This window comes from Pedobacter sp. AC163 (assembly GCF_979258665.1).
Genome location: NZ_OZ409872.1, coordinates 1035487 through 1061696 on the forward strand (window position 1 = coordinate 1035487; position 26210 = coordinate 1061696).

Genomic DNA, 26210 nt, shown 5'->3' on the forward strand with positions numbered 1-26210 from the left:
CCGTACGCAGGTACGCGGTTTTTGAATAAAATTTAATTATAGCTAATGGTTGTAGCGCCTAAATCCATCGCTTTTGATCCTGAGAAAACTGGCTATATCTTTGTGTCTGGCAATGTTGAACAATCCCTTGTGACGATCATAGAATTGTTCGTAGCGTTCTCTTGCCGTAAGTGTATGATTTTCTGAAGCATACCTCGCACGTTCAGATTCGCACACTCCCCTTGCCAGATCAATGATCGTATTTAGTTCTTCGAATTCTTTTCTCAAGTTAATCAAATCTTTATAAGAGATCTCCACGACAATACTTTTACTAATTATTTCGACATCCCTGAATGCAGGTAGTTGACTAAAAAAAGCTGGGTAAGCATACATAAAGTCACCTGCAAAGTAGAACCAGCTTGTTCGTTCCAATTCCTCATCACGCCCAACTTCTCTGGCAAATCCTTCGAACATGAACCACAGGTGGGTCGTTCGATATCCGGTCTGAATTAGTAAATCTCCTCGGTTCAACTCCCGGGAATTAATCAAGGGTTTCAGCTTCTGGACAAAAAGCGGAGTAATCTGGTGGAAAGAGGAAATTTTTTCCAACAATGAGTCAAAAATCAAATCTGTTTGCATAAGAGAGTGTGGTTAGTGACCATCCAATCACCATTCAATAATGTAAAACAAAAAAGGGAACCATAGAGATTCCCTTTTAGTATCCAAGGACGTAGGTCCAATTAAAGAACGATGTTCGAAATTGATCGGTTAATAAATCAATAATTTCTATATCCAATTTAAGTTTATAGGAATGGTGTGATTGATTTTATTATATATCCTATCCCAAATTTTATATATGATTGATATTGATGTATGATTAATTTGATTTTTTTTGTCTTTTTATGTAATTTTCTGCTGCCTTATGAAAAAAGAAAAGCATGATAATATACTTATTCTAAGATGCATTGTTATCGACGATGAACCGCATGGTATCGCTGAATTGGTTGACCTCCTGGAGGTAATCCCCAAAGTTTCCGTGGTGGGAACATTTGTTAATGTCAAAGATGCCCTTACTTTCCTACAAACCGGACATAAGGTCGACGTCGTTTTTTCCGACATAAAAATGCCCAAGACCAGCGGTATAGAAGCAGCCCGCTTGTTTAAAATTCATGTTGAATTTTTGGTCTACATTTCTGCTTATAGAGATTTTGCGCTGGAAGCAATCAAAGTCAAAACAGATGGGTATTTAGTAAAGCCTTTGGCACTTGCGGAAATTAATGAGCAGGTCGACAAACTTCATGAAACTAAATTACTTCGCTCAGCACAGCTTCAAGCTCATGACTATCTACTTTTTAAAGGCGATACAAAAAACAGTTACTTCAAAGTTATGACTAAGGAAGTCTTATATTTTGAAGCAATGGCGAATTATGTCAGGGTGCATACATCAAAGGATGTTCGGGTAACATACATGATGCTTAAGGATATTGAGGAAGAGTTGAAGAGCAAAAATATATTTGTCAGAATTGCGAAGTCAATTGTAATTTCGTTGCTTTTCTTCGACAGAATCGATGGGCACATGGTTTATTTAGAAAACGATGAGAAATTTCCTGTTGGTATACCATATCAAAAAGAGTTTTACAAATTACTAACGGAGCATTACACTTCATAGAGCATCAACGCAGACCACTAGTTGATGTGGTAGTATTTGTTGGATCGGTAATAGTTGAAGTACCTGTAAGTGAAGTGGTCGGATCACCGGTAGAGGTTAGAACAGAATAAAATCTTCTCTTAAATATGAAGATGGTCCTTTTTTGTAATCTTGGTTTTGTAGAATCATTCATGGCTATTTGATTTGTTAAACCAATATTAGCCTGAGTGCAGATAGTGGGCATTTTTATTATATATGATATACTAAATTTTATATAACATGGGTAGAATAAGCCTTAAGGAGCTAAAAATTCATTTTTTATGTTGGAGTATTTTGATACTGCTTGAGGTTGTTTTCGTTGGTCTAATCAACCAGCGATTCAGTCCAATTAAATTTTATTTGTTGTTTTATCCGTTAAATGCGGCTCTATTCTATTTCCACAGCAGGATTACAATGTCAAGCATCTATAAACCAAAAAAACGCTGGCTTTATTTCACACTATATTTTGGTTTGGAAATTTCGATCTATTTGTTATTATCTGTATATTTTACCTACCTATTAAATAATGAAAAACCTTTTAAACAATTACTTACCGTTGCATATTTCGCAGGTGCTTTCTGGAGGGGCTGCTGGTTTCTTGCTTATTCAACTGGTTACTTTTTCCTTAAGGTTTATATTGAGAAACAAAAAATAGAATCTGAAAACGCATTGGAAATTTCTGGTTTGAAAAACCAACTTATTACTGCAGAAAAAGAATATCTCAAAGCACAGTTGAACCCTCACCTTTTATTTAATACATTTAGTTTTGTCAAATATGCAAATAAGCGTAATCCGGCAATTGCCAGTGAAGCAATCCAAAAACTTTCAGAAATCATTTCATATGCAATACAATCAGGTAAAAGGGAAACGGTTAGAATAGTGGAAGAAGTCGAACAGATTGAAAAAGTTATCCATCTAAACAAACTGAGATTTGAAAAACCCCTGAATATCAATTTTGAAAAGAATGTTTTTAATTCCGAGGCTCAAATTCTTCCCGTATTATTATTAACTCTCGTCGAAAATATTTTCAAACACGGGGAAACAGTTGATATTACTCATCCATCAATGATTAAAGTTGAATCATCTCAAACGGAGATATCATTTGAGACGGCAAATTATTTAGCAAATTACCCAGATGAAAATGGCACAAAATCTGGATTAAATAATGTGAGTTCAAGGCTCGAGGCATATTATCCTGATAGTCACTTTTTTAAATATGGAATGGATGGTGAGATATTTAGAACTCAATTGAAGATTTTATTATAATACATCGCTCAAGGATATCTACTGAACAACCAAATGTAAAAATTGTGTGCTTTTCTGTAATTCTGTATGTTGATATTAACTTGATTCGATATGATTAAGATATCCACATCCTTAATCAGGCTTCGGAAAGGAAATGGTTATTATGCGCATAGTTCCACGAAATGGGGGGAAGAATAGGTTTTATACTTATCCAAGTTCTTTCTTTTGTTAAATATATTGATAAAAATAACGTGAACTAACTTATTTGCTTGGATTATTAGGTAATGGTACTTACTAGCCTAATTGCTCGAAATTGAAAACCGGTGGTATTATGAGATTCAGAAACCTGTACGGAACTGAATCAAATCAAACAGCACTATTTTCTTAAAAACTTGTATCACAAAACAAAGTTTATTAAATTTACGCATTAACGTTTTAATGATACAATGAAGATCGGATACGCCAGGGTTTCTACGAAAGAACAAAATTTAAATTTGCAAATCGAAGCACTTGAAAAGGCGGGATGTGAGATCATTTTTAAAGAAACAATTTCTGGAGCAACAAAGGTTCGCCCCGAACTCGATAAGATGATCGCACAGTTTCGAAAAGGTGATGAATTAGTTGTTTGGAAATTGGACCGGTTAGGAAGAAGCTTGAAACATATTATAGATTTAGTCCTAAATTTAAGCGATCAAGGTATTATAATTAAGGGGTTAACGGATGGGGTTGATACAGCAACGATCAATGGCAGGCTATTTTTAAATATAATGGCTTCATTAGCTGAATATGAAAGAGAATTAATCAGAGAAAGAACTAACGCTGGCTTACAATCTGCTCGTGCAAGAGGTCGTACCGGAGGGAGGCCGAAAGGACTTACTAAAGATACTATTTCTAAATTATTGGTTATGCGTTCGGTTTATAAGGATATGGATAAAACACCAGAGCAAATTTATAAAGGGCTTCAATTAACAAGAGCAACGTTTTATCGCTATGCTAAAATTCTAGATACCCACACGAACGAAGAAATTAAAAAACTTCAGAAGACATAATAAACTATCTCTTTTAATTTTACTAAATATGAGTATTTGAGAAATTCAAAATACCTCTACATTTACGACGTTGATTTTACAATAATTTGTTAGTTAAAAGTTAGTGTTCGGGGCAGCCAATTTTGGTTGCCTTTTTTATCTAAAACCATCGAATCTCGATGAAGAATTATTACACATTACCTGCCTGTCAAATAAGGTAATAACTCAAAATCTTATGATAAAAGTTAAACATCCATTGGAAAGCTGTAACAAAATGCAAGAGGAGATGATATCTAATGTAGATCATAGTAAGAAACAATTCAACGAATTACTATTTAGTTACGGTAATGCAACCTATATATATCACAACAATGCCCAGAATTTTATTCCCACGATAGATGACTATTATGAATGGTTGTCCGGATTAGAACCAGGAATTAAAAAAGGGATGGAGGCTCGGGGATTTCACCAGTGTCTAGGGGTTCTCTCTTTTACGAGATATGTAAATGAAAAAAATGATGTTGGAATTGATGAATATGTAAAAGCATTGATGGGCGCAGAAGATTACAATGCTTATAAAAACTTAGTTGATAATGTTAAATGAACAATAAACTAAGTAAACTATACTATTAAATTATAAATATGGATCGGGTTAAGTTAATACAGGAATTTAACAATCAATACCATTTCTAAATGATAGATTTAAGATTTTCTAATACTTGGGCGTATTGGAGTATGGTTTTTGAGAAATTTTATTGTTAGCTCGAATTACTCAAAACCATTCCTGTAGAATAATAACTGGTCAATTGAAATGGAACTTTCAAGTACCAAATTTTACGATTTGATCTTCGAAACAATAAGTAATCGTTTTTTTTTATACGCGCGGAAATTTGTTGCTTTTTATTAGTTATGAAGTTCCGATGGGAATAGTGGTTCGACTCCATGCATAATCATATACTCTTCCACTTTGTCGATTTCTTTTGTAGGTACGAAGTCTAGTAACTTTGAAGCTCTAACCGCTTTCCATAATTTGTGATTTTCATGAAGCTTTCTATCTGGTTCATCTGCGATGAAGAAGAAGTGGCCATTCTTGCCGCTCGGAGTATCCTTAATCTTATCAATGAGGTATAGATGGGCGTTGACTTGTTGTTGTATAAAGTGGGGCACTCCGTTAAAGTCTTTGCTTTCCCCAGTCACTTGTACATCGTTCTTACCTATGAACCATATTTTTGCAGGCACAACTAGACCTGGAATATCAGAGCCATTTAGTTCTACATCAAAGTTGACGTGGGAGGCAATAGATTTTGTCAACATCCGACGTGCAGTTTCTATTGGTTTTTGCCTATGTACAATTTCTCTTGGCAGATCATAAACAAATTTCTCAAAAAGTTTTTCAAAGTTATCCTTTGTGAGCTGTATATCGATACTCTTTGGTTGGCTGTATGTAACAAGGTTCTGGGCATACCTTGATAAATAATCAAAATAGTCCACCTCCATAATTCTAAAGCTTTTATGGGATTTCAAGTGATCATTTGCGCGTTCATCGACTAGGTTTGATAGCGACTTGAGGCTTGTCTTAATATTTTGAAATGCTGAATTACTGAAAAGATCTTTGATTATAAGGAGTTTTTCTGCCGAATATTGGAATATGCAACGTTCTCCATCTCCCATAAAAAGTCCAATACTAACCTTTTCATCAAGGTTAGGTCGGATTGTGCTATATAGTATGGAATAAAAGGTTTTCATTGATTGATTAACGATTAAAGTTATGAATTAGTTCGGAAAATGTAAAAATTGTTTGAGACAACCAAGCTTGATTGTCTATCACACTGGATAGTATGTTTTCTCGAAGCGTTTCTTTATCGTTGCACCATTGTTCGGGTATCGCTTCAATTAGTTCTGGCAATGCCTGTCTGCAGCGGGCTACAAAGATAGGAAATTGTTCTATTAATTCTGTATGTCTCTGCTCTCGTTTGGCCTTGCTGTTGAGCAGCACTTTTGCAACATCTGAGTAAAGGATGCTATCTTCCCAAGTGAGCTGAGAAAGATTGCGTCCAAGTCCGTCTCCATCAAAAAGATTGGAGTGGTCTATTGGAATGATATTCTTACCCAGAATCAGGAGGTTGGCGTTGTTATGATTTCGATCATCATTTGCTAGCCACAGGTCGAATAACGCTATATTTATTAGATCAAAACGGTTTTCCAGTTTATCGATTTCATTTCGTTTTCCTTGAAGACCAATCAAGATGTCATTCACACTTAGTGCATCATTTTCATATTTGAGCCCAAAGCAGGGTTTATCAAATAAATGACCACTAATTCTTCCTGTCAATATATTTGCTGGTATGTGTTCTCTTTTGATATTGACGAATGCCGCATCAAAACATTCGATTTCCCATAAGTCTAGAAACTGATGCCCTAGGTATTCGTTTATGAGCTTAGAGCCAAAATCATACTTACAGACGTAGTCATTGATGTCATCTGCCATGACTACTACGGGTAAACTTCCTGTGGTCGGGATGACCCTTGATATATCGGAAATTGAGAAGCGGGTTTCGAGCATGTTTTTTTTTGGATACTTCTAGACTACTTTTAGTACCCTTAGTTTATTTTATAACAATACTATTTGATTTCACCCAATATAGTCATATTTAATTTTATCTGAAATTCGTTGCTTGTTCGTATTAATCTAAAATTAGCTCTATCCATTTGATAGTAATATGGGTTTATAGGAGTTTGATGGCAATTATTATAAAACTCTTACCGTTATTTACTAAATTGCTGAATAATTATTTTTTATGTCATTTATTTTAAATGCTGCTCCAATCTTTTATGAAGGTAACCCATCCCCACTATATCTTTTTTCTTTCAGCTGTAAGTTTATATCCAACAATTATGGCAAAGTGTAAAAATGTTTTACAAAACGATTATTTACTTAGTTTTATCCAATTTGTGAGAAGCTTCCTCACAAATTAACTTGCTTATTTGCGAATTGATAAAAATATATGATCAATATCAGTCGCTGCTATATTCCGTTATTTTATGCTCGAAAGTAAATTAATTTAAATCCGTTAATATCTTCAGAATCATTTTAAAACTAGTTATGTAGCTCCATTTATATTAGATATTATATAAAAAAAAGTCAATATTTGTACCATGCCTCTCGAAATACTTAATGTGAACACTCTTGAAGAAATTATTCTAGCAAAATGTGATTCATTTATAAGCATGGGATTATGGCCATCCGGGAATAAAATCGATTATAGAAAATGGTTAAATAATTTCTATGGCGATGAAAAAGAGATGGCATTATATCTATTAAATGCTTTTTGTTTCTATAATAAAGACATGACAATCGCGCTTTTAAAAAGCTCAATACTTAAATTATTACCATATTCAAAAGAAATGAATTCGGTTCCAGAACATAATTCTGCTTGGCAAGACTTCATAAATAAAACTATCTTCATACCCTCAACTGGCGAACGGAGAAATGTCACAGACAGCGGAGTTATTTTAGGCTCATATTTAAGAAGAGATTTAAAGATACCAGAAAGCCAAGTCATGACTGTAGAAGATTTATATGGTAGTGCTTATCTAGGAATTTTCCAAAAAATGGAGAATGTTGTATTTTTTGATGACTTAATAGGATCAGGGAAGCAGTTTTTGACATTATATACTGATAATTTTGAAAAGGACACAGATCTACTAGAATGCGTGAGGGATAAGTGTAAACTTTTAGGCTTGACACCACATTTGTGTGTGCTAGTCGCAACAGAATATGGATTAAATCAAATTAAGTCCGAAGTTCAAGATCTTAATATTTCGTTTACTCATTTGATAGATAACAATCAAAGTCCATTTAATGAAAACAATTTAATATGGCCCGAAAGATTGAAAAATAAGGTTGGTGAATTTTTGAAAAAGACATCCTTACGTGCTGGAATTAAAGAGGAAGATATGCAAGGCTATCACAAAATTGGATTGACTATAGCGTTTGAATTTACCATTCCGGATTCCACAATACCACTATTTCGCCACCAATCAAACACTTGGAATGCTTTAATGGAAAAAAGTTAATGGATATAATATTAGAACTCTCAAAAACGTTTGGTTCTTTCCGCGCAGAAAATTTAGGAGAAGATCTATTTTCATCTTATACAGCCCCTGCATATTTTCCGCAACTATTAAACCCAATACCGTGTTTATTGCAGGGAGGAAGAGGAACAGGAAAAACTACCGTTTTAAAGTCACTTTCATTTCAGGGTCAATTCAAACTATGCAATGGCGATTTTAAAATATATGACCAGAATGAATATGTTGGTCTATACTATAAGTTAGAAACGGGCTTGGTTAGTGCATTTTCCGGTGCTGATAGAGATATATTATTTTGGCAACACGTGTTTTCTAATTTCGTAAATATTCAACTTTGTAAACAGATATGTGAGTTTACAAATTGGTATGAGGATATATCTAAGACAAAGATCGCTTTAGATTCTCATCTTTTAGAAGCTTTTTGTTTATCTATAGGTATTGAGCATCAAAATTCTTTAACGAATATTGGTAAAACTCTTGACTTAGAATTAGCAAAACTTGAAAATAATGTGAATAATGCCGCAGATGTAGAGTTAGTCAAAAAATCCGCAATAGGAGCACCTGTAAGAAGGTTAGTTAAGCTGTTACGGCAAACGAGTCAATTTCGTTCCAAAACGTTTTATTTCTTATTAGATGAATATGAAAATCTAAGAGATTATCAACAGGTTATAGTTAATACACTAATCAAACAGGCTGATTTTGAAATGACATTCAAAATAGGAATACGAGAACTTGGTCTTAAAACGCGACATACGTTAAATCCCGATGAGCAGCTTGTTGATCCAGCCGATCTTGTATTAATTGATATATCAAAAGGGTTAACGGATTCAGAATTTGAAAGCTTTGCAAATAACGTACTAGGCAATAGATTTGCCGAAGTTAGAAAAAGACTGCCAGAGATGCCTTCTTCAATACCTGAGCTTTTTGAAGAATTGTCAGAAGAAGACGAGGCTATATTGTTAGGTGCAGGTGAAATTAAAGACACCGTAATTAAATCTTTGAAATCGAGGCTTACCAAACGGGAAGTTAAATTGCTAGATACCTATAACCCTAGAGACTATGCTTTGATGAATTTTTTTGCTAATTCTACTCCTAATCCAGAAGTCGAAATTTTAAAAATTTTCAGAGATGCTATTAAAGACCCTAGTTTATGGAGAAACAAAATAAATAACTATGGGTATGCCTCTTTATTTTCTATCCGAAGGAAAAAAGTTGGTATATCTAAGTACTATTGTGGCTGGAAAACCTTGGTAATGCTTTCAGCTGGTAATATTCGCTATTTATTACAGCTAGTAACCAATAGTTTGATTGCACATGCAAAGGAGGAGAAACCACTAAATCAGAAAGTTTCAGCACGATGTCAGACTTTAGTTGCTGGTGAAGTAGGTAAAAAAAATTTAATCGAATTAGAGGGGCTCTCAACTCAAGGTGCACAACTTATGAAATTGGTATTAAGTTTAGGTCAGGTTCTACATGAAATGGCAATTCAAGGAGAGGGGCATGCGCCAGAGGTTACACAATTCGAAGTTCCAACAGATAAAATATCATTAGATAAACAGCGAAAAATAAAGGAATTATTAGACACGGCTGTAATGCATATTGCATTAATAAGAAGTAAAGGAACCAAGTTAACTGGATTGGGTGACACAAGAGATTTTGACTACATGCTTCATCCGATATTTGCTCCTCTATTTGTATACAGTCATAGAAAAAAAAGGAAAATTATATTAAACCCTGACGAATTAATAGGCCTTGTCGAAACCCCCGCAAAGGCGATCAAATATTTATTAAATAAACAGAATCGTGCTTCAGATAACGAAATCGCGGATCAATTAAAGTTGTTTGGAGGCTTTTATGAAGGGAATTCATAATTATTTTTCAATATCTTCATATTATGAAAAACGAAGTGACGTTCCTTTTGAACCCGGTGCAATACTTCTGTATAGTTCAAGTATCGAAGAAAGAAGTGTTGTATCTGAAGAATTTAAATTAACAAATTCGGAACTAGATTTTTTTGAAGTTATAGAAAATGATGATCAAACTATAACTATCTCAATTTCAGGACGCGCAGAAAAATTCAGCCTTAGAAGTAACCAAGATTTTCAAGAACTTGTCTGTATACTAGAAAATTTGCCAGTATACATTGATATAACTGGTCTTACACATAGTACGTGGGCATGGCTAGTGAAGGTTTTATTATATAGAAAAGTTGGAGAGTCTTTTGTCCTTTATTCCGAACCAAAAGAATATAGATTTAGTGATAGTCCAGTAGAAGGGCAGATTTTCGACCTAAGTAAAAGAATTAGTGGAATATCTCCTCTACCAGGATTTGCGAAATTTTTTCAGTATAAATCTGACAACTTCATCTTTATGCCTTTGTTGGGATTTGAAGGGACACGATTATCCTATCTTTGGGAAGACATTCAACCCTTAAAGGAAAATACCGTACCAGTATTTGGTGTTCCTGGTTTCCGTTTTGATTATCCCTTTTTCTCATATCAAGGCAATAAATTAATATTATTACGAGAAGAAATATGGCAAAATTGGAGATACGAACAAGCCAATTGTCCAGTATCAATTTACGTTTTGGGCACTAGTCTATTAGATGAATACCCTGATAAAATTCTTAGGATTGCTCCTATTGGAACAAAGCCACACGCATTGGGAGCTGTTATCCTTAAATTAATTAATCCATCTCGAGTTGACTTGATATATGATCATCCCATAAGGCACTCTAAGAGAACTAGTGGTAAGCAAAATACCATATGTTATCGTTTGAATGCTTTTAAACATTTAGTTCAAATCTAATGACAGATCAATTCTTCACACCAAATAAAATTGCCTCTAGTATAGTAGTGGGATTGACTACAAAAGTAAAGGTCGTAGCAGATTTTACGATTGGAGACGGTTCGCTGCTAAGAGCACTGCCTTTCACTCCTAAAAAGTCTATTGGTTTGGATCTTGACCCCAAGGTAATCAATGACCTAAAATCAAAATATCCATCTTGGAAATTAAAGGTGGGAAATTTCTTAAATCAAGAGGAGAAAACTTCTAAGTGGCTGAGCAAATGGTTAGGTAAAATAGATTTAGTTTTGCTGAATCCGCCATTTTCTTGCAGAGGCGGGACTTACATCCATGTTGATTATAAAGGAGAGAGCCTTGCAGTGAGAACAGCATTATGTTTTGTAATTAAATCTTTAGAATATTTGACTGATAAGGGTATTTTAATAGCAATTCTTCCACTCTCAATCTTAAAAAGCATAAAAGACAAGAAGGTATTGGATCTTCTTAGATCTGAATGGGAAATTGATTACGGGGATAGATTAGATCGAAATTCATTTATAGGATGCAACCCAAATTCTGTCGTCATAACATTGCAGAGAAAACAAAATAAACTGACTCAAAAGGATGAGGAAATAATCAAGTTTGAACCAATAATATCTTGTGAATTAATCAGAGGAATAGATCCAATGTATAAATCTTTACAAGAAGGTAAATATAAATTAATACATACTACCAATATATCTCACGGTTCTTTCAACGACAATATTTTTAGATACGTAGAAGCTTCTAGCAGATTTATTAGCGGCGAGTTTCTAGTTATCCCTAGAATTGGACTACCAAATATTGGAAAAATAGCCCTAATTAATACGACGGAGGTGATTGCTTTGAGTGACTGCCTTTTTGCAATAAAGGCTAATTCCCTTCATGATTTAAAGGTTATTCAAGACATTATAACTGTAAATTGGTGCGACTTTAAGTCATTATATGATAGCACTTGTGCTCCTTATATAACTATGGAGATTTTAAAGCAATTTCTTAAAGGATATTATATTGATTTATCAATATCCATCTCAAAAAATGCAAATAAATTAAATCATTGCATATGTTATTAAATTAATTTACGATATGTTGTTAAAAGGCTCTTTAAATATATTAGATTATGCTAGACATGTATCTGGTCGTAATTCAAGAAAGAATGAATACAAATCTCACGCAAAAAAAATTTGTTTTAAAACTTTATGATATATCGGCCTATTGTAATTTGATTTACTAAAAATGAGCTTAAACTACCCACCAACAAATGCAATATCTTAAAAAACCATTATATCTTAATTGAGTGTTAATTTCGGTTTCTGATTACTATTTTCCAAAATAAACGTAAAAGCTACGATCTGAACATCAGTTGGGTGTTATATATTTTCTTTCAGTTGTAGGTTATAAGCATCAATCACAGCATAGGATTAGATCTTATATCTATTTAATTCCAAAACCTAAATTTCTTAACCAACTTATAATACTTTAAAGAAAAGGGGGCTTGTACTATTTATGATTACTTGGCTTTTTAATTAAATTATTTTGAGAAAACTTTAAAACTTTATTAATCGCAACTGAAGAAATATATATAACACAAAGAATTATTCGTATTTTCACAATTTAGACCTACTAATCTTGCGTTTTGGAAAGTTTCTATAAAATAATAAAATCTTTATTTCGCTAACTAAATAATGAACATCACACAAATAGAAAACAATTTACAAGAATTGCTAAAATTCTTTAATAAGGAAACTTTTATATATGATTTGCTTTTAGCCTATGGCACGCCTAAAAGTACAATTGTTCGTTTGCAAAAAGGAGGTTTAAATCTTTCAAAAAATGAGGGTGAAATTGCTTGGAAAAAGAAATTGTTATTTAAATCTGTTAAAAATCAAGACGTTCATGAAATAATCGAAGCCGTTAGAATAGATGCTAATGCAACTAAGCATGACCCTAGGTTTATTTTAATAACAGACTTTACAACGCTCTTATCTATAGATACTAAAACTAAAGATACATTAGATATACCAATTGGCAATATCGTCAAACATTTCGATTTTTTCTTGCCATTAGCAGGCATGGAAAAAGCACAGCATCAGAATGAGAACCCTGCCGATGTTAAAGCGGCCGAAAAAATGGCCAAGCTTTACGATGAAATTAAAAAGGACAACCCTACGCAAACAGAAGAAGAAGTACATACTCTCAATGTGTTTCTTTCTAGGCTATTGTTTTGTTTTTTCGCCGAAGATACGGGCATCTTTCAAAAGGGGCAATTTACGATTGGAATTAGTAGCCATACCCAACAAGATGGAAGTGATTTAGCCCTTTATTTGAATAAACTGTTTGAAGTTTTAAATAGTGACTCAAGCACACGTTTGCAATTACCTGCTTATCTCGCTGCGTTTCCTTATGTAAACGGGGGCTTGTTTAGAAATGTGCATTTAGCACCTAATTTTACGCGAAGGAGCCGACAAACTATTATTGATTGCGGTGAATTAGATTGGAGTGCCATCAATCCTGATATTTTTGGTTCGATGATACAGGCGGTTATTACGCCAGAGCATAGGGGTGGTTTAGGGATGCACTACACTAGTGTGCCTAATATTTTGAAAGTAATTGAGCCACTTTTTTTAACCGAATTGCAAGAAGAGTTTAAAAATGGAGAGTACGAACCTAAACGGTTGAATAAATTACTCGAAAGAATTGGGAAACTTAAAATTTTCGACCCTGCCTGTGGAAGTGGTAACTTTTTAATTATTGCTTACAAGGAGCTTCGTTTATTGGAGATTAATATTCTGCAACAATTACAAACCTTACAACAGGTGGCTACTGGTTTTGAAAAACAACAGCTAGAATTAATACCCAAAGCTCAATTAACATTGGCCGCCTCTTACCAGCAATCTTTTTTTTCGAGGGTAGAGTTATCTCAGTTTTACGGGATTGAGATTGATGACTTTGCCCATGAAATAGCTATACTTTCATTGTGGCTGGCCCAACATCAGTTAAATATGAAGTTTAAGGAGGTTTTTGGAATTACCAATCCGACCCTTCCGTTAAAGGTAGGAGGTAATATAGTGCATGGAAATGCAACAAGAGTGGATTGGGAGATTGTTTGTCCTAAGAAAGAGGGTGATGAAATATACATTTTGGGAAATCCGCCATATTTGGGAGCAAGAAATCAAGACAAATTTCAAAAAGAAGACATGATGATTGTTTTTGATGGGAGTTTGGAATACAAGGACTCTGATTATATAACTTGTTGGTTTTTAAAAGGTTCTAGTTATATCAGTAACATAAATGCAAGATTTAGTTTTGTATCTACAAATTCCATATGTCAAGGAGAACAGGTAGCATATCTTTGGCCGAAAGTATTTGCTTATAATCTTGAAATTGGTTTCGCACATTCTTCATTCAAATGGACAAATAATGCTAAAAGTAATGCAGGAGTAACCTGCATAATCATTGGATTGCAAAATATTAATAACAGAAAAAAATATATCTTTTCTAAGGGTATAAAAAAAGAAGTTGTAAATGTCTCACCCTATTTGAGTGCAAGTTCGACAATCTTTGTAAGAAGAAGGTCAGAGTCTATCAGTGTAGGTTTTCCTAAAATGGTTATTGGAAGCATGGCTCGTGATGGTGGATACTTAATTTTAACAGACGAAGAAAAGACATCATTTTTGAATAAATATCCAGAGGCTACTGCTTTGTTGAGAAAGCTTTATGGTTCACATGAGTTTATTCAAGGCTCGCTAAGATGGTGCTTTTGGATAACTGACGAACAATTAGATCTTGCTAATTCAATTGAAGAATTAAGAAATAGAATAAATAAAGTATATCAATTTAGAATTGAATCATCTGCAAAAACTACAAATGCCTATGCATCTATTCCTCATAAATTTGCGCAGCGCTGCTCTATTGATTCTAATGCAATAATAGTTCCCTCTACTTCATCGGAAAATCGTGAATATGTTCCTATTGGCTTTTTAGATAGTGGGACTGTAATTACCAATTCAGCTAATGCATTGTATAATGCTGAGCCAGTAATTTTCGGAATTATATCTTCAAAAATGCACAATATTTGGATTCGTACAGTAGGTGGGCAATTAGAAACAAGAATAAGATATTCAACAGAAGTTTGTTATAATACTTTTCCATTTCCAGAAATAACCAGCAAACAAAAAGAAAGTATTGAACAATATGTCTATAGAATTTTAGAAGAAAGAGAGCAGCATTCTGAAAAGACCATGGCTCAATTATACGATCCAGATAAAATGCCCGATGGTTTACGTGAAGCCCATCATCAATTAGATTTGGCTGTTGAGCGTTGTTACCGAAGTAAACCTTTCGAAACGGATGAAGAAAGATTGGAATACCTTTTTAAACTTTACGAGAAAATGATTGCTGAAGAAAAGGAAAAAGACACCTTTTTTGCGGTTGAGAAAAAGACAAAAGCTAAAAAGAATTCGCAGCAATCTGTTGCAGATTTAATACAAACCGCATCTTATACAATTGATCAAAAATCTATTTACCCAGAAATTCTGCCTGATGATTTAAAATCCTTACCAAGCATCGAAGAAAATGAACAAGAACTTAAAAAATTAGAATAAAATATGCCTGATATCGTACATGTAAATTATGCCCAAACAGGGCAAAGCTCCAATACCAATCTTTTAGGTATGCGAGAAATGCAGGAAAAGGCCTATCAGGCAAGAGATGCACAATACCTATTGCTAAAAGCTCCGCCAGCATCTGGTAAGTCAAGAGCTTTAATGTTCATTGCTTTAGATAAATTGATAAATCAGGGCTTAAAAAAGGTCATTGTTGCCGTTCCTGAAAAGTCTATCGGCGGGTCGTTCGGTACAACCGATTTAAAAAGTTATGGATTCTTTTCCAATTGGGAGCCTAATGACGAGTACAATCTCTGTACCCCGGGCATGGATGGAAGTAAAAGTAAAGTACAGGCATTCAAAAATTTTTTAGATAACAACGAAAGAATCTTAATCTGCACACATGCTACACTTCGCTTTGCCTTTGAAGAACTGGAAGAAACTAAATTTGATAATATGCTTTTTGCTATCGATGAATTTCATCATGTTTCAGCCAATGGAGACAGTCGTTTAGGCGAATTGCTGCGTGCGATTATGCAAAAATCAACTGCCCATATTGTAGCGATGACGGGTTCATACTTTCGTGGCGATAGTGTACCCGTGCTTAAACCAGAAGATGAAGCTAAATTTACCAAGGTAACTTATAATTATTATGAGCAACTGAATGGCTATACATTCCTAAAGTCTTTAGGGATTGGTTACCATTTTTATCAAGGAAAATATACCTCTGCCATACTTGATATATTGGATTCTGATAAAAAAACCATACTTCATATTCCCAATGTAAATTCTGGTGAATCAACTAAAGATAAGCACAAAGAGGTTGATACGATTTTAGACGCTTTGGGAGATGTGATAAAGGTTGATGCCGAAACAGGGATCATATTTATAAAACGCTTTCAGGATGGCAAAATTCTTAAAGTCGCAGACCTAGTAAACGACAATCAAAAGGACAGAGATAAAATACAAAACTATTTAAGGATAAGTAAATCTGTTGACGATGTTGACTTAATTATTGCATTAGGAATGGCAAAAGAAGGCTTTGATTGGCCTTACTGCGAACATGCGCTAACCGTTGGCTATAGGGGTTCTTTAACAGAAATCATCCAAATTATTGGTCGTTGTACAAGGGATAGCAACAATAAAACGCATGCCCAATTTACAAATTTGATTGCTCAGCCAGATGCTGCAGATGAATTGGTGAAGCTATCTGTAAATAATATGCTCAAAGCCATAACCGCATCTTTATTGATGGAGCAGGTATTGGCACCAAATTTTAAATTCAAAACCAAATTATCTGATGAGGATAAAGCTGAAGCAGGAGAAATAAAGGTTAGAGGTTTTAAAACCCCAACTTCAAAACGGGTTAAGGATATAATTGAATCGGATTTAAATGATTTAAAAGCAACTATTTTGCAGGATGACACCATGTTGAAAGCAATGCCGGGCAATTTAGATCCAGAGGTAATTAACAAAGTGCTTATTCCTAAAATAATTCAAATTAAATATCCTGATTTGTCGGAAGAGGAAATCGAAGAAATACGCCAATACGTTGTTGTAGATTCTGTAGTAAAGGGTAGCGAAATAAAGGAAGTGGGCGATAAACGTTTTATCAGAATGGCAGGGCAGTTTGTAAATATCGATGACTTGCATATAGACCTGATAGATCGTATCAATCCATTTCAAAAAGCATTTGAAATTTTATCTAAGGATGTAACCACAAAGGTCTTAAAGGTAATCCAAGATGTTATAGAAGCAACACGTATTCAGATGACTTTAGAAGAAGCCTTTATATTGTGGCCCAAAATTAATGACTTTGTTAAAACCTTTAAGAAAGAACCTAATCTTCAATCTACAGATGCGTTGGAGCGAAGAATGGCAGAAGCGATTATTTTCTTGAAAGAACAAAAAAGAAAAGCTAGCAATGGATAAGGCGAAGAAATTACTTGATTTATTTGAAAATGACCCATTAGGCTTATTGAATATAAAGCCTTCTGGATCTTCTCTACGAAATGAAGAGGAAAGATTACTTGCCTCATTTCTAGAAATCAATAGTTTTTACATGAATAATAATCGAGAACCAGTACAAGGTGGAGGTATCCAAGAGCATCAATTGTTTTCTCGATTAAGATCAGTTAGAGAAAACCCGGTCAAAGTAGAACTGCTAAAACCGTATGACAATTTTGACTTGCTAAATTTCGAAGTAAAGCAAATAACCTCCCTAGATGATATTTTTAATGATGATTCATTGAATTTGTTGGAAGGAGATTCTGAAGGATTGTTTGATCTTAAGCATATCAGGCAAATTGACGAAAGAGCCAGTGCAGATTTTGTAGCCAGACGTAAGCCCTGTAAAGATTTTGAAAAATATGAGCCATTATTTAAAAACGTTCAGTTAGATTTAGCCAATGGTAAGCGTAAGCTGGTAGATTTTAAACAAGATAATTTGAGAGAGGGTGCTTACTATGTGAATAACGGCATTCTCTTTTTGGTTGAAAAAATCAATATAGATACAACGGAACATTACAAGCCAGATGGCACAAGGGTAAGAGAAGATGGAAGAACAAGGTGCGTATTTGAAAATGGTACAGAATCTAACATGCTTAAACGTTCTGTTGAGAAAATACTGTATGCAAATGGTAAAGCTGTATCTGAGAATGCGGATGTAGTAAATGAAAGCTTCATTGAGAAGTTTGGTAACATTACTGACGAAGATCAAGAAGCAGGTTATATTTATATTCTTAAATCAAAAAGTGAAAATCCAGAAATTAAGGGCTTAAAGCATTTATACAAAATTGGTTTCTCGAAAATAACTGTCGAGGAAAGGATTAAAAATGCCAAGATGGAGCCAACTTATTTAATGGCTGATGTAAGGATTGTGATGGCATACAAATGCTACAATATGAACCCACAGAAGTTTGAACAATTAATTCATAACTTTTTTGGTTCTGCTTGCCTGAATGTTGATGTATTTGATGGGCAAGGAAAGAGATTCACACCAAGGGAGTGGTTCATTGCGCCTTTGTCGGTTATTGAGCAAGCTGTACATTTAATAATAAGTAGAGAGGTTGTGAACTATAAGTATGATGTTGTAAATGAATTACTAATAAACAAGAATAAACATTAATCTTAAAACTAAAATTTTGTCATTAAGGTTAATCTAGTCGAATGGCAGATTACCTGAATCAAGAATTTCTGTGAGTAACTATTGTTAGGGCTTCAAAATTTCCATTTTAATTATTGTCTTAAAAAAACGAAGCTTAAATAGCTTAATAATTAATCTTTAGGTGTTTCTGATTTTATGAACTTTACTGCCTCCTGAATATTAGCATCGAACATCAGGTTGTCAAAATTATCCTGTTTGGAGATAACTATATCAGGAACTATGTACGTATAGTACTGTCCATCTCTATCACTATCATAACCTGTAGTTAAGGCGATCGAAGACTCAAATGGTAAAGGCCATGTAACATTACCCGTAGTATATCCAGCCGTATTCCCTCCTATAAAAATCGTATTCTGCCTACCCTTAAAAGCGAGTGCGGTAACCTCACCAGAGCTTCCTGTAAACATTCCGGTGATTACCGCAACCCTTTCCTGATCAAGTAACCTTCCACTCGGTTTGATAGCCGCAATAGTATGTGATTTCTGAATATAGTTTCCATTTTCCAGTTTAAATTTCCTAACCGATTTCTTATATTCATCAAGTTCACCCCATATCTCATTGTTCCCTAGCAGGTCGTACAAAGCTAAAAGCATTGGAGCAGAGTTACCACCTGTGTTTAATCTCAAATCAATTATCCATCCTTCCAAATTATGACTTGATTTAACTTTTGAAATCAAGTCATACAACGGCTGAGCTATCTTACTAATATTTTCAGCTGAATTATCAGAAAAAACCATCCCAGGAATCATTACGTAGCCGAACTTATCATCAAGAACCTTAACTTCAAAAGATGGCCTACTGTCATATTTTCTCTTCCATTCAACAGAATATAAATCCTTGGATATTGGTTTTCTAGTGGCAGTATATCTGTCATTGCCCCTGTACACCAAGCAGTGTGTTGCATTAATCTTATCAAAAATATTTGTTATCTCTTTTAAGGAGCCGTTAAAAGTATTGTAGGATTCAAGGCTTTTATAAGTCTCACTTTCAACGGATTTCCAATCAACTTTTTTACGGTCTAAATAACCGACCTTGAGCGCTTTAAAAAGTGCTTTGTAAAATACACCAATACTATCAGCCGCTTGACTTATTGAATTCTGGTTTTTTTTTGTCACAGTTTGTGCAATACCAGAAATGTAAGTAAATACGAGGAACAGCAAAATTATTGAAACTCTCATAACTTAATGTTTTCTGTAAGACGAAGAATTAATCTAACAGGTTGCAATATAAGTGAGAATTAATTTTAGTTAGAATTGAAAAGAAGAAACGGATTTAAGGAGACCAATATGGTAAGTGTTATAATTGCAGTCTCAATAAACCGAAAGTATTCGTCCTCTATTGTACATCTTTCTTTCAGCTGTAAGTTCAATTGCCTCAATTACTGCAAAGAGAAAAATTGCTTCTCAAATTAAAGTTTAATTTTAGGCATTGTAGTACAAGGCGCATTATTATAGTATTTCGACAACTTTGAATCTCTTTTAACTGTTGATCTAGCAGATTAGGGCCGCCAAAGAGAAAACAATTTCCTCGTCAAACAGGTGATATTATTCCATGTAATACCAATAAAAGATAGTCATCAGAAAAATTATAGAATAATGGATTATTTGTTTTATAAAAAGAATTATAAGAGAAGCGAGACCGCTTTAGAAGGGCAGTTTTTGGTCAATAAGCAACTGCTAGGTTAATTATGCTTTATATACCAAGGGGTAAGCTTATAAATTACACTTCGAACAATCCGTGTATCAAGTTGTTGTTTATGGAAACATCATCTATGAAATTCATCACCAACACTGGTTCTGACGGAACCGAAACAAAAATTTTTTATGAAGACCTTGGTCAGGGGCGACCAGTTATTTTGGTACACGGTTGGCCTTTGGATCACACGATGTGGGACTATCAGGTAGCTGCGCTAACAGATGCTGGTTTTCGTTGCATCGCTTACGACCGAAGAGGTTTTGGCAAATCAAACAAACCACTTACCGGCTATGATTATGATACTTTGACAAGTGACCTCAAAGTGTTGATTGACGAATTACAGCTGGAAAATGCCGTTTTAATCGGTTTTTCTATGGGAGGTGGCGAAGTGGTTAAATACTTTAGCAACTATGGTGGCCAAGGGGTGACAAAAGCAGTACTCATTAGCTCGATAGCACCTTATATGTTGCAAACTGAAGACAATCCTGATGGGGTTCCGCAAGAACAACTCGATGAGATTGTGGAGAGTATTCAAAAAGACCGTCCCGGTTTCCTGGGTGATTTTGGAAAGCAGTTCTATGGCGTTGGCTTACTGAATCATCCAGTAAGTGAGCAGCGATTGACCAGTGACCTGATCTGCGCAATGCAGGCAACTTTAAAATCCACTTTGCAATGTGCGGCATCTTTCTACAGTACGGATCTTCGCCAGGATATGGCGGCTGTAAATGTTCCTACGTTAATCATTCATGGAGACAAAGATCAAACGGTACCAATCAAAGCGACGGGTGAACAGGCCGCCCAGATGATTAGCGGATCGAAATTTATTGTTTACCAGGGTGAGCCACATGGCTTATACATCACCGCGAAAGATCAGTTGAATGCGGATCTGATTGAATTCATAAATAAATAAACCTAAATAATAGCAACGATGAGTAAAGAAGCAAATATTGCGGCACAGAAGAAATTTGGTGAGGCTGTCAACAGTGGTAATTATGAGGAATTTAATGAAATAGTGGCTGAAGATTCAGTAGATCATGATCCTGCACCAGGTCAGCTATCGGGGCCTAAAGGCTATGCTAAATTTTTCGGTATGATGCGAGAGGCATTTCCTGATATGAAATTGGAAGTAGAACAAATGTCTGCTGATGACGACACTGTTTCTTTTGCCTACCGGGTTACAGGAACGCATAAGGGCGACTTCATGGGAATTCCTGCAACCAGCAATTCAATCAATATCAGGGGCATGCAGATCAGCAAGTTTACAGATGGCAAAATGTCCGAACGCTGGGGAAGCTCGGATGAGTTAGGTATTCTGAAACAAATTGGTGCTAAAGTTGGCTAACTAATTCGATCATACATTGACCAGGTTGTCTGTAAACAGGGGATAACCTGGTTTCTAGTTTGTTGGTTATAAAAAAATATGGGACATCATTGTCCAGCTCACTAATGTGATTTTTATAATACTAGATTGGGAAGTGGTTCCCATAGTTAGCTCCTTTACCTGCACAGATTCGTGAACACCACGAAATAACGATGGATAGCCGGAGTTAACAAAATCTAAAAAAAGAAAGTATCCATCCCCTACTGCATATCTTTCTTTCAGGTGTAAGTTAATAAACACAAATTAATACAGATAAAAAAGTGTTTCAAAAACCAAGTTATTCGTCTTCGGGATAATTAGCCCATTCGATCATCTGATCAAGACCGTTTCGAGCTGCCAGTAGGAAAGGTAGGCCACGCTTCCCTGCGGAACTATAAGGATTAACTATTTCTAAAAGTGTAATCAACGAAAACTCAAACCAATCATAATTACCCTTCAACGGTGGGATTGCTAAAGCATTGAGGTGTATAATTACACTGACCATTATTTCTTGCCGGTTGGGCAAATCCTCGATTATAAAAAAATTCTTTTTAACGATGCTCACATATTTATCAGTCGTCTTTGAGAGTTCATCAATCTGGTCCGCAATTTTCTCTAATGGGGCGGTATTCTTTTCCCACATAAGATCTTCCGCCAAAGAGAAACATGCTTCAAAAATTTCCTGTTCATCCATAACGCCGTAAATGTATTAAGTTTAAGCAAAAACTATGTGGTGCCAATAAAAATTTGTTTTAATTCAAATAAATTAATACTAAAAAGAATTTATGGCTCTACTTCTTTTGTTGATATAAATAGCGAGAAGATTATAAATTAAAACTTTATATGTTTTTAAAGAAAAGAAACACAAAGGCGTCTCAAAAAACGAACTAATTGAAGATTTTACAGTTGAAGGCGACCGAACCGGAATGAGATTGGTTTAACTCAAATTGACTTTTATGCCATTTATCTCGATTATGTTTAAAACATTAATTGCATGCAAGCCATTCTGGGACAGGTTAATCTCGAAATGAACAAGGTCACCAATTTTAAAGGATGAAGTATCTAAATTAGAATAGAATTTAATTCTTTGTTGGTTTCCGTCTTCAATGATACCGATTTTCGCAAATCTATTATATGAGCGGATTATCCCTGTTCTGACCATCATATAAATCTTTTAGTAAAACTAGTAAAAAAATATGGTAATTAACTGATTATAAATAAGTTTAGACATAGGGATAATTACTTGCGACGAAATCTGAAACTGTAAAAATGATTTTCAAATCAATTAATTGAGAAGCACCAAATTGTCTCAAAAAACGAAAGTATCAATAGACTAATATTTTTTTTTACAAAAAAAAAATGTATTAGCTGAAGTTTAATTTAAATAAAATTAATTTCGAAAACAGAAAGTTACCGAAGTTACTTTAACTAAATTATTCAAATCTAAAATCTTACTTCGAAGGCAGCATCCTTTATTACAATTGAATCTTGCAAGTCTCTGGTATTATATAACACACCATTTAAATTCCCTCCGACAAAAGGAACGGATCCATCCTTTGGTTTTTCATATTTTGAAATTGAAATTTTAAATGCCGTTTTGCTTTCAGTTGTTGTAAAGGTTTTTGAAGCTGAAGTTCCTAGTTCAGTTACAAGATAAACATGGGTTGAAAAATCTTTTTGAAATGCATTTTTACTATTTATTAGATATTCGCGGGCTTTAATATCAAAGATCTGAAACCGCAATTTTGAACTAATTGTAGTATTAAGTACTTCTTTTGGAACCTTTACATTCACTGTATACATTTCATTGCTTGTTCCATCGCTGTTTCCGAGTATAGTCCAACTTCCATGGAAAATATCACGATTAGTAGCAATAGGCCCCTCTATATTAATTGGTTTACCAGCAATGTTAGCTTGAAAATATTGTATGTAACTATCTTTAGCAATCACTTCTGTGTGTTCTTTTTCACAAGCTGTCAATAAAGAAATTATTACACAGAAAATTATAAGTTTAGATTTCATAGTAATCAAATATAGTATTCATTCTTCTTTAATTGCAATTAGTCTTGTTATCGTATTCTAAATTGAACCCAAATTTAAAGAATGTATAATTAAGTAACCTCAAAAATTAAAATTTGGACTATCGATAAGATGTTAACTAATTCCATTATAATATTCCGCCCGCCAAGGTTTTATATCAGCAATGACTATCCTTACAATTGCAACTACAAAAAACTTTTACAGATTGCAGAAAATGCATATGTACCATATATTTGGAACAATGAATACTAAGACAGGCATGGTAAATCTTAAAGCAAACCAGGCGCTGTGCAATAATTGCGGAAATATACTTACTAGTCATAGCCAATATGACCTGCAGGTATGTTCATGTGGTTTCATTGCCGTAGATGGGGGATTTAATTTAAGGATTATCGAACTCCAGAAACCCTTAGTAATCACAGATGGCTTATCATCCGCCAATAAATCCAATTTTACGTTAATGTTTTAATTTTACCATTTTTTATTCTTTCTGCTAGTAGGTTAAAAGCGTTCAAAAACAATATAAAAAAACAAAAACGAACTGCCACAAACTTCGGATTACATCAACAATTGTAAATAGAATTGTGTCAAAAAAACGAATATTTTGCTGGTTCCGGACCTTAATAGTATTTCGACCCTATTGGATTTTGTTCTACTAATGAAGCCCTTTTAATTACCACAAACAACCCGCGATCTGTCTCAGAAAACGAACGATAAGGTTAAGCTCACACCTAAGGCGTTATAACTATTACATTTCATATCTAAAATTTTGTTACCTATTAAATAACACGTTACAAAGATGATTGTTTCTTAACGAGGCTAGCTTAGTTGCTCTTCCAATATCCGACTCGATGCCTTGGCCAGATAAATTTAAACTTCCTATATTGTTATCCTGCAGACGATAGACATGAAATTTTCTCTACTGTTGATCCTTAAAGTAGAGGATTATCTTTCAAAACCTTGCTCACCGGTATTAAAATAGAGCCAACGTTTCAGATTAATTAGTAGCGGCTTTATGTTACAAAACTTTTACCTTAAAAATATATTTTTGTAACTTGTCGCTTACCGGTAACAGGAATGAGAAAAAAGACAAAAGAGACAATTTTCAGGAAGAGTTTGCTGATTCTTATGCAAGCAGTATTTACCTGCCTCATTATTTTATCTTTCTCTGCTTTTAAACTTGTAATTTCATCATCAACCATATCGTGGAAAAAATCCAGATCTGAAACAGCCCATCATCTGGTTAAGCGCTTAACGGCTAATGAAAAGATATACTTCGCTCTTTCTAATGCGGAGCCGAGGCAAAAAAAGTACCGGTTTTGATTTCAGCAAAATAACAGTAGAATTCCTAGCATTTAACCGTAAGGTTAAATGCTAGACCCTCATTATCGAATTAATCTGTAAGAAGAATCCTTACTTCTTTTAATAAACGATCGATATCAAAAGGCTTTAATATTACGCAATCAGCACCATGGTCTAAGGCAGTGCTAATTTTAGCTTCGTTCGAAGCAGATACGATAATTACGGGTATATGCTTGGTAACATCTAGACTTTTAAGCTCTTTACATAGCAATCTGCCGTCATGCTCACCAAGTTCAATATCAAGAATTATCAAATCTGGCTGCATCTTTCTGACTAATTTAATGAAGCCTTTGCCATCAGGAAGAGTTGCGACCATATAACCTTCCATTTCCATTGTAATGGTCAACACATCTAAGTTGGATGGCTCATTTTCAACTATAAGAATTGTTTTCATGTTGAGAGAGAATAGCAGTTGTTTATGGGCGAAGAACCAAAAACTTACTATCAAATTTAAACATTATAAATCATTTATCCATGACAACGAATATTGGCGGCATTAACGTTACAATAAGTCTTTGCTTGTGGTATTGTTGTTGATACGGTTTAGATTACCTTTAAACAAAAAACCATGACCTTTGATCAATTCAATATTCTGATTAATGAGCAAACATCTTCATTACAAGCCCATGCAATAAAATTTACTAATGACGTAGATGATGCACAAGACCTTATGCAAGATACTATGATGAAAGCCATTAAGAATTATGATAAGTTTGATGAAGGGACGAATTTAAAGGGGTGGTTATACACCATCATGAAGAATACGTTTATTAATAATTACCGTAAAAACGTAAAGACCCAAACTATGGTCACTCAGGAAGAGGAGATTTCATCTGCCAACCTAATGCTAAGTGCGACTCGCAATGCATCTGAAGGCAATCTGGTTATGGGAGATATTAATGTTGCATTGGCGAAATTACCTGTACACCTATCAACACCTTTTGTTAGATATGTTGAAGGTTACAAGTATCATGAGATTGCAGAAGAAATTGGAATTCCAATTGGAACTGTCAAAACAAGAATCCACGAAGCTCGTAAACATCTTTCAAAGATGCTAAAGATGTACAAAGAGAAAATCAGTTAGTCAAAATATTAGAGCCACTTATATGGGTTTTCTGTTCTTAAAACA

22 protein-coding genes are annotated in these 26210 nt (G+C 34.4%); 15 read left to right on the forward strand and 7 right to left on the reverse strand.

Annotated elements, in window-relative coordinates:
• Positions 1-42: 42 nt before the first annotated feature.
• Complete coding sequence (locus ACZZZK_RS04330; RefSeq protein WP_463483052.1) at positions 43-453, reverse strand: cyclic nucleotide-binding domain-containing protein; 411 nt, start codon at positions 451-453, stop codon at positions 43-45.
• A 448-nt stretch (positions 454-901) separates the two neighbouring features.
• Here ACZZZK_RS04330 and ACZZZK_RS04335 point away from each other — a divergent pair, with 448 nt between their 5' ends.
• The 4 genes from ACZZZK_RS04335 to ACZZZK_RS04350 all read left to right on the forward strand — a co-directional run bounded on the left by ACZZZK_RS04335 (position 902) and on the right by ACZZZK_RS04350 (position 4543).
• Positions 902-1648 carry a LytR/AlgR family response regulator transcription factor gene (locus tag ACZZZK_RS04335; protein WP_463483053.1) on the forward strand — a complete coding sequence of 249 codons (747 nt, stop codon included), beginning with the start codon at positions 902-904 and terminating at the stop codon, positions 1646-1648.
• Positions 1649-1906: 258 nt separating this feature from the next.
• Positions 1907-2932, forward strand: a complete 1026-nt coding sequence (locus ACZZZK_RS04340) for a sensor histidine kinase (RefSeq protein WP_463483054.1) — start codon at positions 1907-1909, stop codon at positions 2930-2932.
• A 425-nt stretch (positions 2933-3357) separates the two neighbouring features.
• Positions 3358-3960, forward strand: coding sequence for a recombinase family protein (locus tag ACZZZK_RS04345; RefSeq protein ID WP_463483055.1), 603 nt, complete (start codon positions 3358-3360; stop codon positions 3958-3960).
• Between the two features lie 214 nt (positions 3961-4174).
• Positions 4175-4543: a hypothetical protein gene (locus ACZZZK_RS04350; RefSeq protein ID WP_463483056.1), complete on the forward strand. Its 369-nt coding sequence runs from the start codon at positions 4175-4177 to the stop codon at positions 4541-4543.
• Positions 4544-4842: 299 nt separating this feature from the next.
• Here the strand turns inward: ACZZZK_RS04350 and ACZZZK_RS04355 are convergent, their stop codons facing one another.
• Together ACZZZK_RS04355 and ACZZZK_RS04360 are read right to left on the reverse strand one after the other, a co-directional pair.
• Positions 4843-5685, reverse strand: a complete 843-nt coding sequence (locus ACZZZK_RS04355; RefSeq protein WP_463483057.1) for a hypothetical protein — start codon at positions 5683-5685, stop codon at positions 4843-4845.
• 7 nt (positions 5686-5692) lie between these two features.
• A complete protein-coding gene (locus ACZZZK_RS04360) occupies positions 5693-6427 on the reverse strand; it encodes a HipA family kinase (RefSeq protein ID WP_463483058.1) in 735 nt (244 codons plus the stop codon).
• A gap of 668 nt (positions 6428-7095) precedes the next feature.
• Here ACZZZK_RS04360 and ACZZZK_RS04365 point away from each other — a divergent pair.
• The 7 genes from ACZZZK_RS04365 to ACZZZK_RS04395 all read left to right on the forward strand — a co-directional run bounded on the left by ACZZZK_RS04365 (position 7096) and on the right by ACZZZK_RS04395 (position 18585).
• Complete coding sequence (locus tag ACZZZK_RS04365) at positions 7096-8016, forward strand: phosphoribosyltransferase-like protein (RefSeq protein ID WP_463483059.1); 921 nt, start codon at positions 7096-7098, stop codon at positions 8014-8016.
• Positions 8016-9902 carry an ORC-CDC6 family AAA ATPase gene (locus tag ACZZZK_RS04370; RefSeq protein ID WP_463483060.1) on the forward strand — a complete coding sequence of 629 codons (1887 nt, stop codon included), beginning with the start codon at positions 8016-8018 and terminating at the stop codon, positions 9900-9902. The genes ACZZZK_RS04365 and ACZZZK_RS04370 overlap by 1 nt, the downstream gene beginning before the upstream one ends.
• On the forward strand, positions 9886-10839 hold the full coding sequence (locus ACZZZK_RS04375) for a hypothetical protein (protein WP_463483061.1): 954 nt from the start codon (positions 9886-9888) through the stop codon (positions 10837-10839). The genes ACZZZK_RS04370 and ACZZZK_RS04375 overlap by 17 nt, the downstream gene beginning before the upstream one ends.
• On the forward strand, positions 10839-11927 hold the full coding sequence (locus ACZZZK_RS04380) for a hypothetical protein (RefSeq protein WP_463483062.1): 1089 nt from the start codon (positions 10839-10841) through the stop codon (positions 11925-11927). Before ACZZZK_RS04375 ends, ACZZZK_RS04380 begins: the two co-directional genes overlap by 1 nt.
• Before the next feature lie 612 nt (positions 11928-12539).
• Entirely contained in the window at positions 12540-15458 is a 2919-nt protein-coding gene (locus tag ACZZZK_RS04385) for a class I SAM-dependent DNA methyltransferase (RefSeq protein ID WP_463483063.1), read from the forward strand.
• 3 nt (positions 15459-15461) lie between these two features.
• The gene (locus ACZZZK_RS04390; RefSeq protein WP_463483064.1) at positions 15462-17390 is read left to right on the forward strand and encodes a DEAD/DEAH box helicase; all 1929 of its coding nucleotides are present in this window, start codon (positions 15462-15464) and stop codon (positions 17388-17390) included.
• A complete protein-coding gene (locus ACZZZK_RS04395; RefSeq protein ID WP_463483065.1) occupies positions 17383-18585 on the forward strand; it encodes a GIY-YIG nuclease family protein in 1203 nt (400 codons plus the stop codon). Before ACZZZK_RS04390 ends, ACZZZK_RS04395 begins: the two co-directional genes overlap by 8 nt.
• Before the next feature lie 149 nt (positions 18586-18734).
• On the opposite strand, the gene ACZZZK_RS04400 is transcribed toward ACZZZK_RS04395, so the two are convergent.
• Positions 18735-19802: a S41 family peptidase gene (locus tag ACZZZK_RS04400; protein WP_463483066.1), complete on the reverse strand. Its 1068-nt coding sequence runs from the start codon at positions 19800-19802 to the stop codon at positions 18735-18737.
• 578 nt (positions 19803-20380) lie between these two features.
• On the opposite strand from ACZZZK_RS04400, the gene ACZZZK_RS04405 reads away from it, so the two are divergent.
• Positions 20381-21229: an alpha/beta fold hydrolase gene (locus ACZZZK_RS04405; RefSeq protein ID WP_463483067.1), complete on the forward strand. Its 849-nt coding sequence runs from the start codon at positions 20381-20383 to the stop codon at positions 21227-21229.
• Positions 21230-21247: 18 nt separating this feature from the next.
• Positions 21248-21661, forward strand: coding sequence for an ester cyclase (locus tag ACZZZK_RS04410; RefSeq protein WP_463483068.1), 414 nt, complete (start codon positions 21248-21250; stop codon positions 21659-21661).
• A gap of 316 nt (positions 21662-21977) precedes the next feature.
• Here ACZZZK_RS04410 and ACZZZK_RS04415 read toward each other — a convergent pair whose 3' ends face one another.
• Both ACZZZK_RS04415 and ACZZZK_RS04420 read right to left on the reverse strand, forming a co-directional pair.
• On the reverse strand, positions 21978-22373 hold the full coding sequence (locus ACZZZK_RS04415) for a hypothetical protein (protein ID WP_463483069.1): 396 nt from the start codon (positions 22371-22373) through the stop codon (positions 21978-21980).
• Between the two features lie 749 nt (positions 22374-23122).
• Entirely contained in the window at positions 23123-23701 is a 579-nt protein-coding gene (locus tag ACZZZK_RS04420) for a DUF5025 domain-containing protein (protein WP_463483070.1), read from the reverse strand.
• A gap of 259 nt (positions 23702-23960) precedes the next feature.
• Between ACZZZK_RS04420 and ACZZZK_RS04425 the strand changes: the two genes are divergently transcribed.
• Positions 23961-24188: a DUF7695 domain-containing protein gene (locus ACZZZK_RS04425; protein WP_463483071.1), complete on the forward strand. Its 228-nt coding sequence runs from the start codon at positions 23961-23963 to the stop codon at positions 24186-24188.
• 924 nt (positions 24189-25112) lie between these two features.
• Here ACZZZK_RS04425 and ACZZZK_RS04430 read toward each other — a convergent pair.
• A complete protein-coding gene (locus tag ACZZZK_RS04430) occupies positions 25113-25475 on the reverse strand; it encodes a response regulator (RefSeq protein ID WP_463483072.1) in 363 nt (120 codons plus the stop codon).
• Positions 25476-25649: 174 nt separating this feature from the next.
• On the opposite strand from ACZZZK_RS04430, the gene ACZZZK_RS04435 reads away from it, so the two are divergent.
• Positions 25650-26165 carry an RNA polymerase sigma factor gene (locus tag ACZZZK_RS04435; RefSeq protein ID WP_463483073.1) on the forward strand — a complete coding sequence of 172 codons (516 nt, stop codon included), beginning with the start codon at positions 25650-25652 and terminating at the stop codon, positions 26163-26165.
• The last annotated feature ends 45 nt before the right edge of the window (positions 26166-26210 follow it).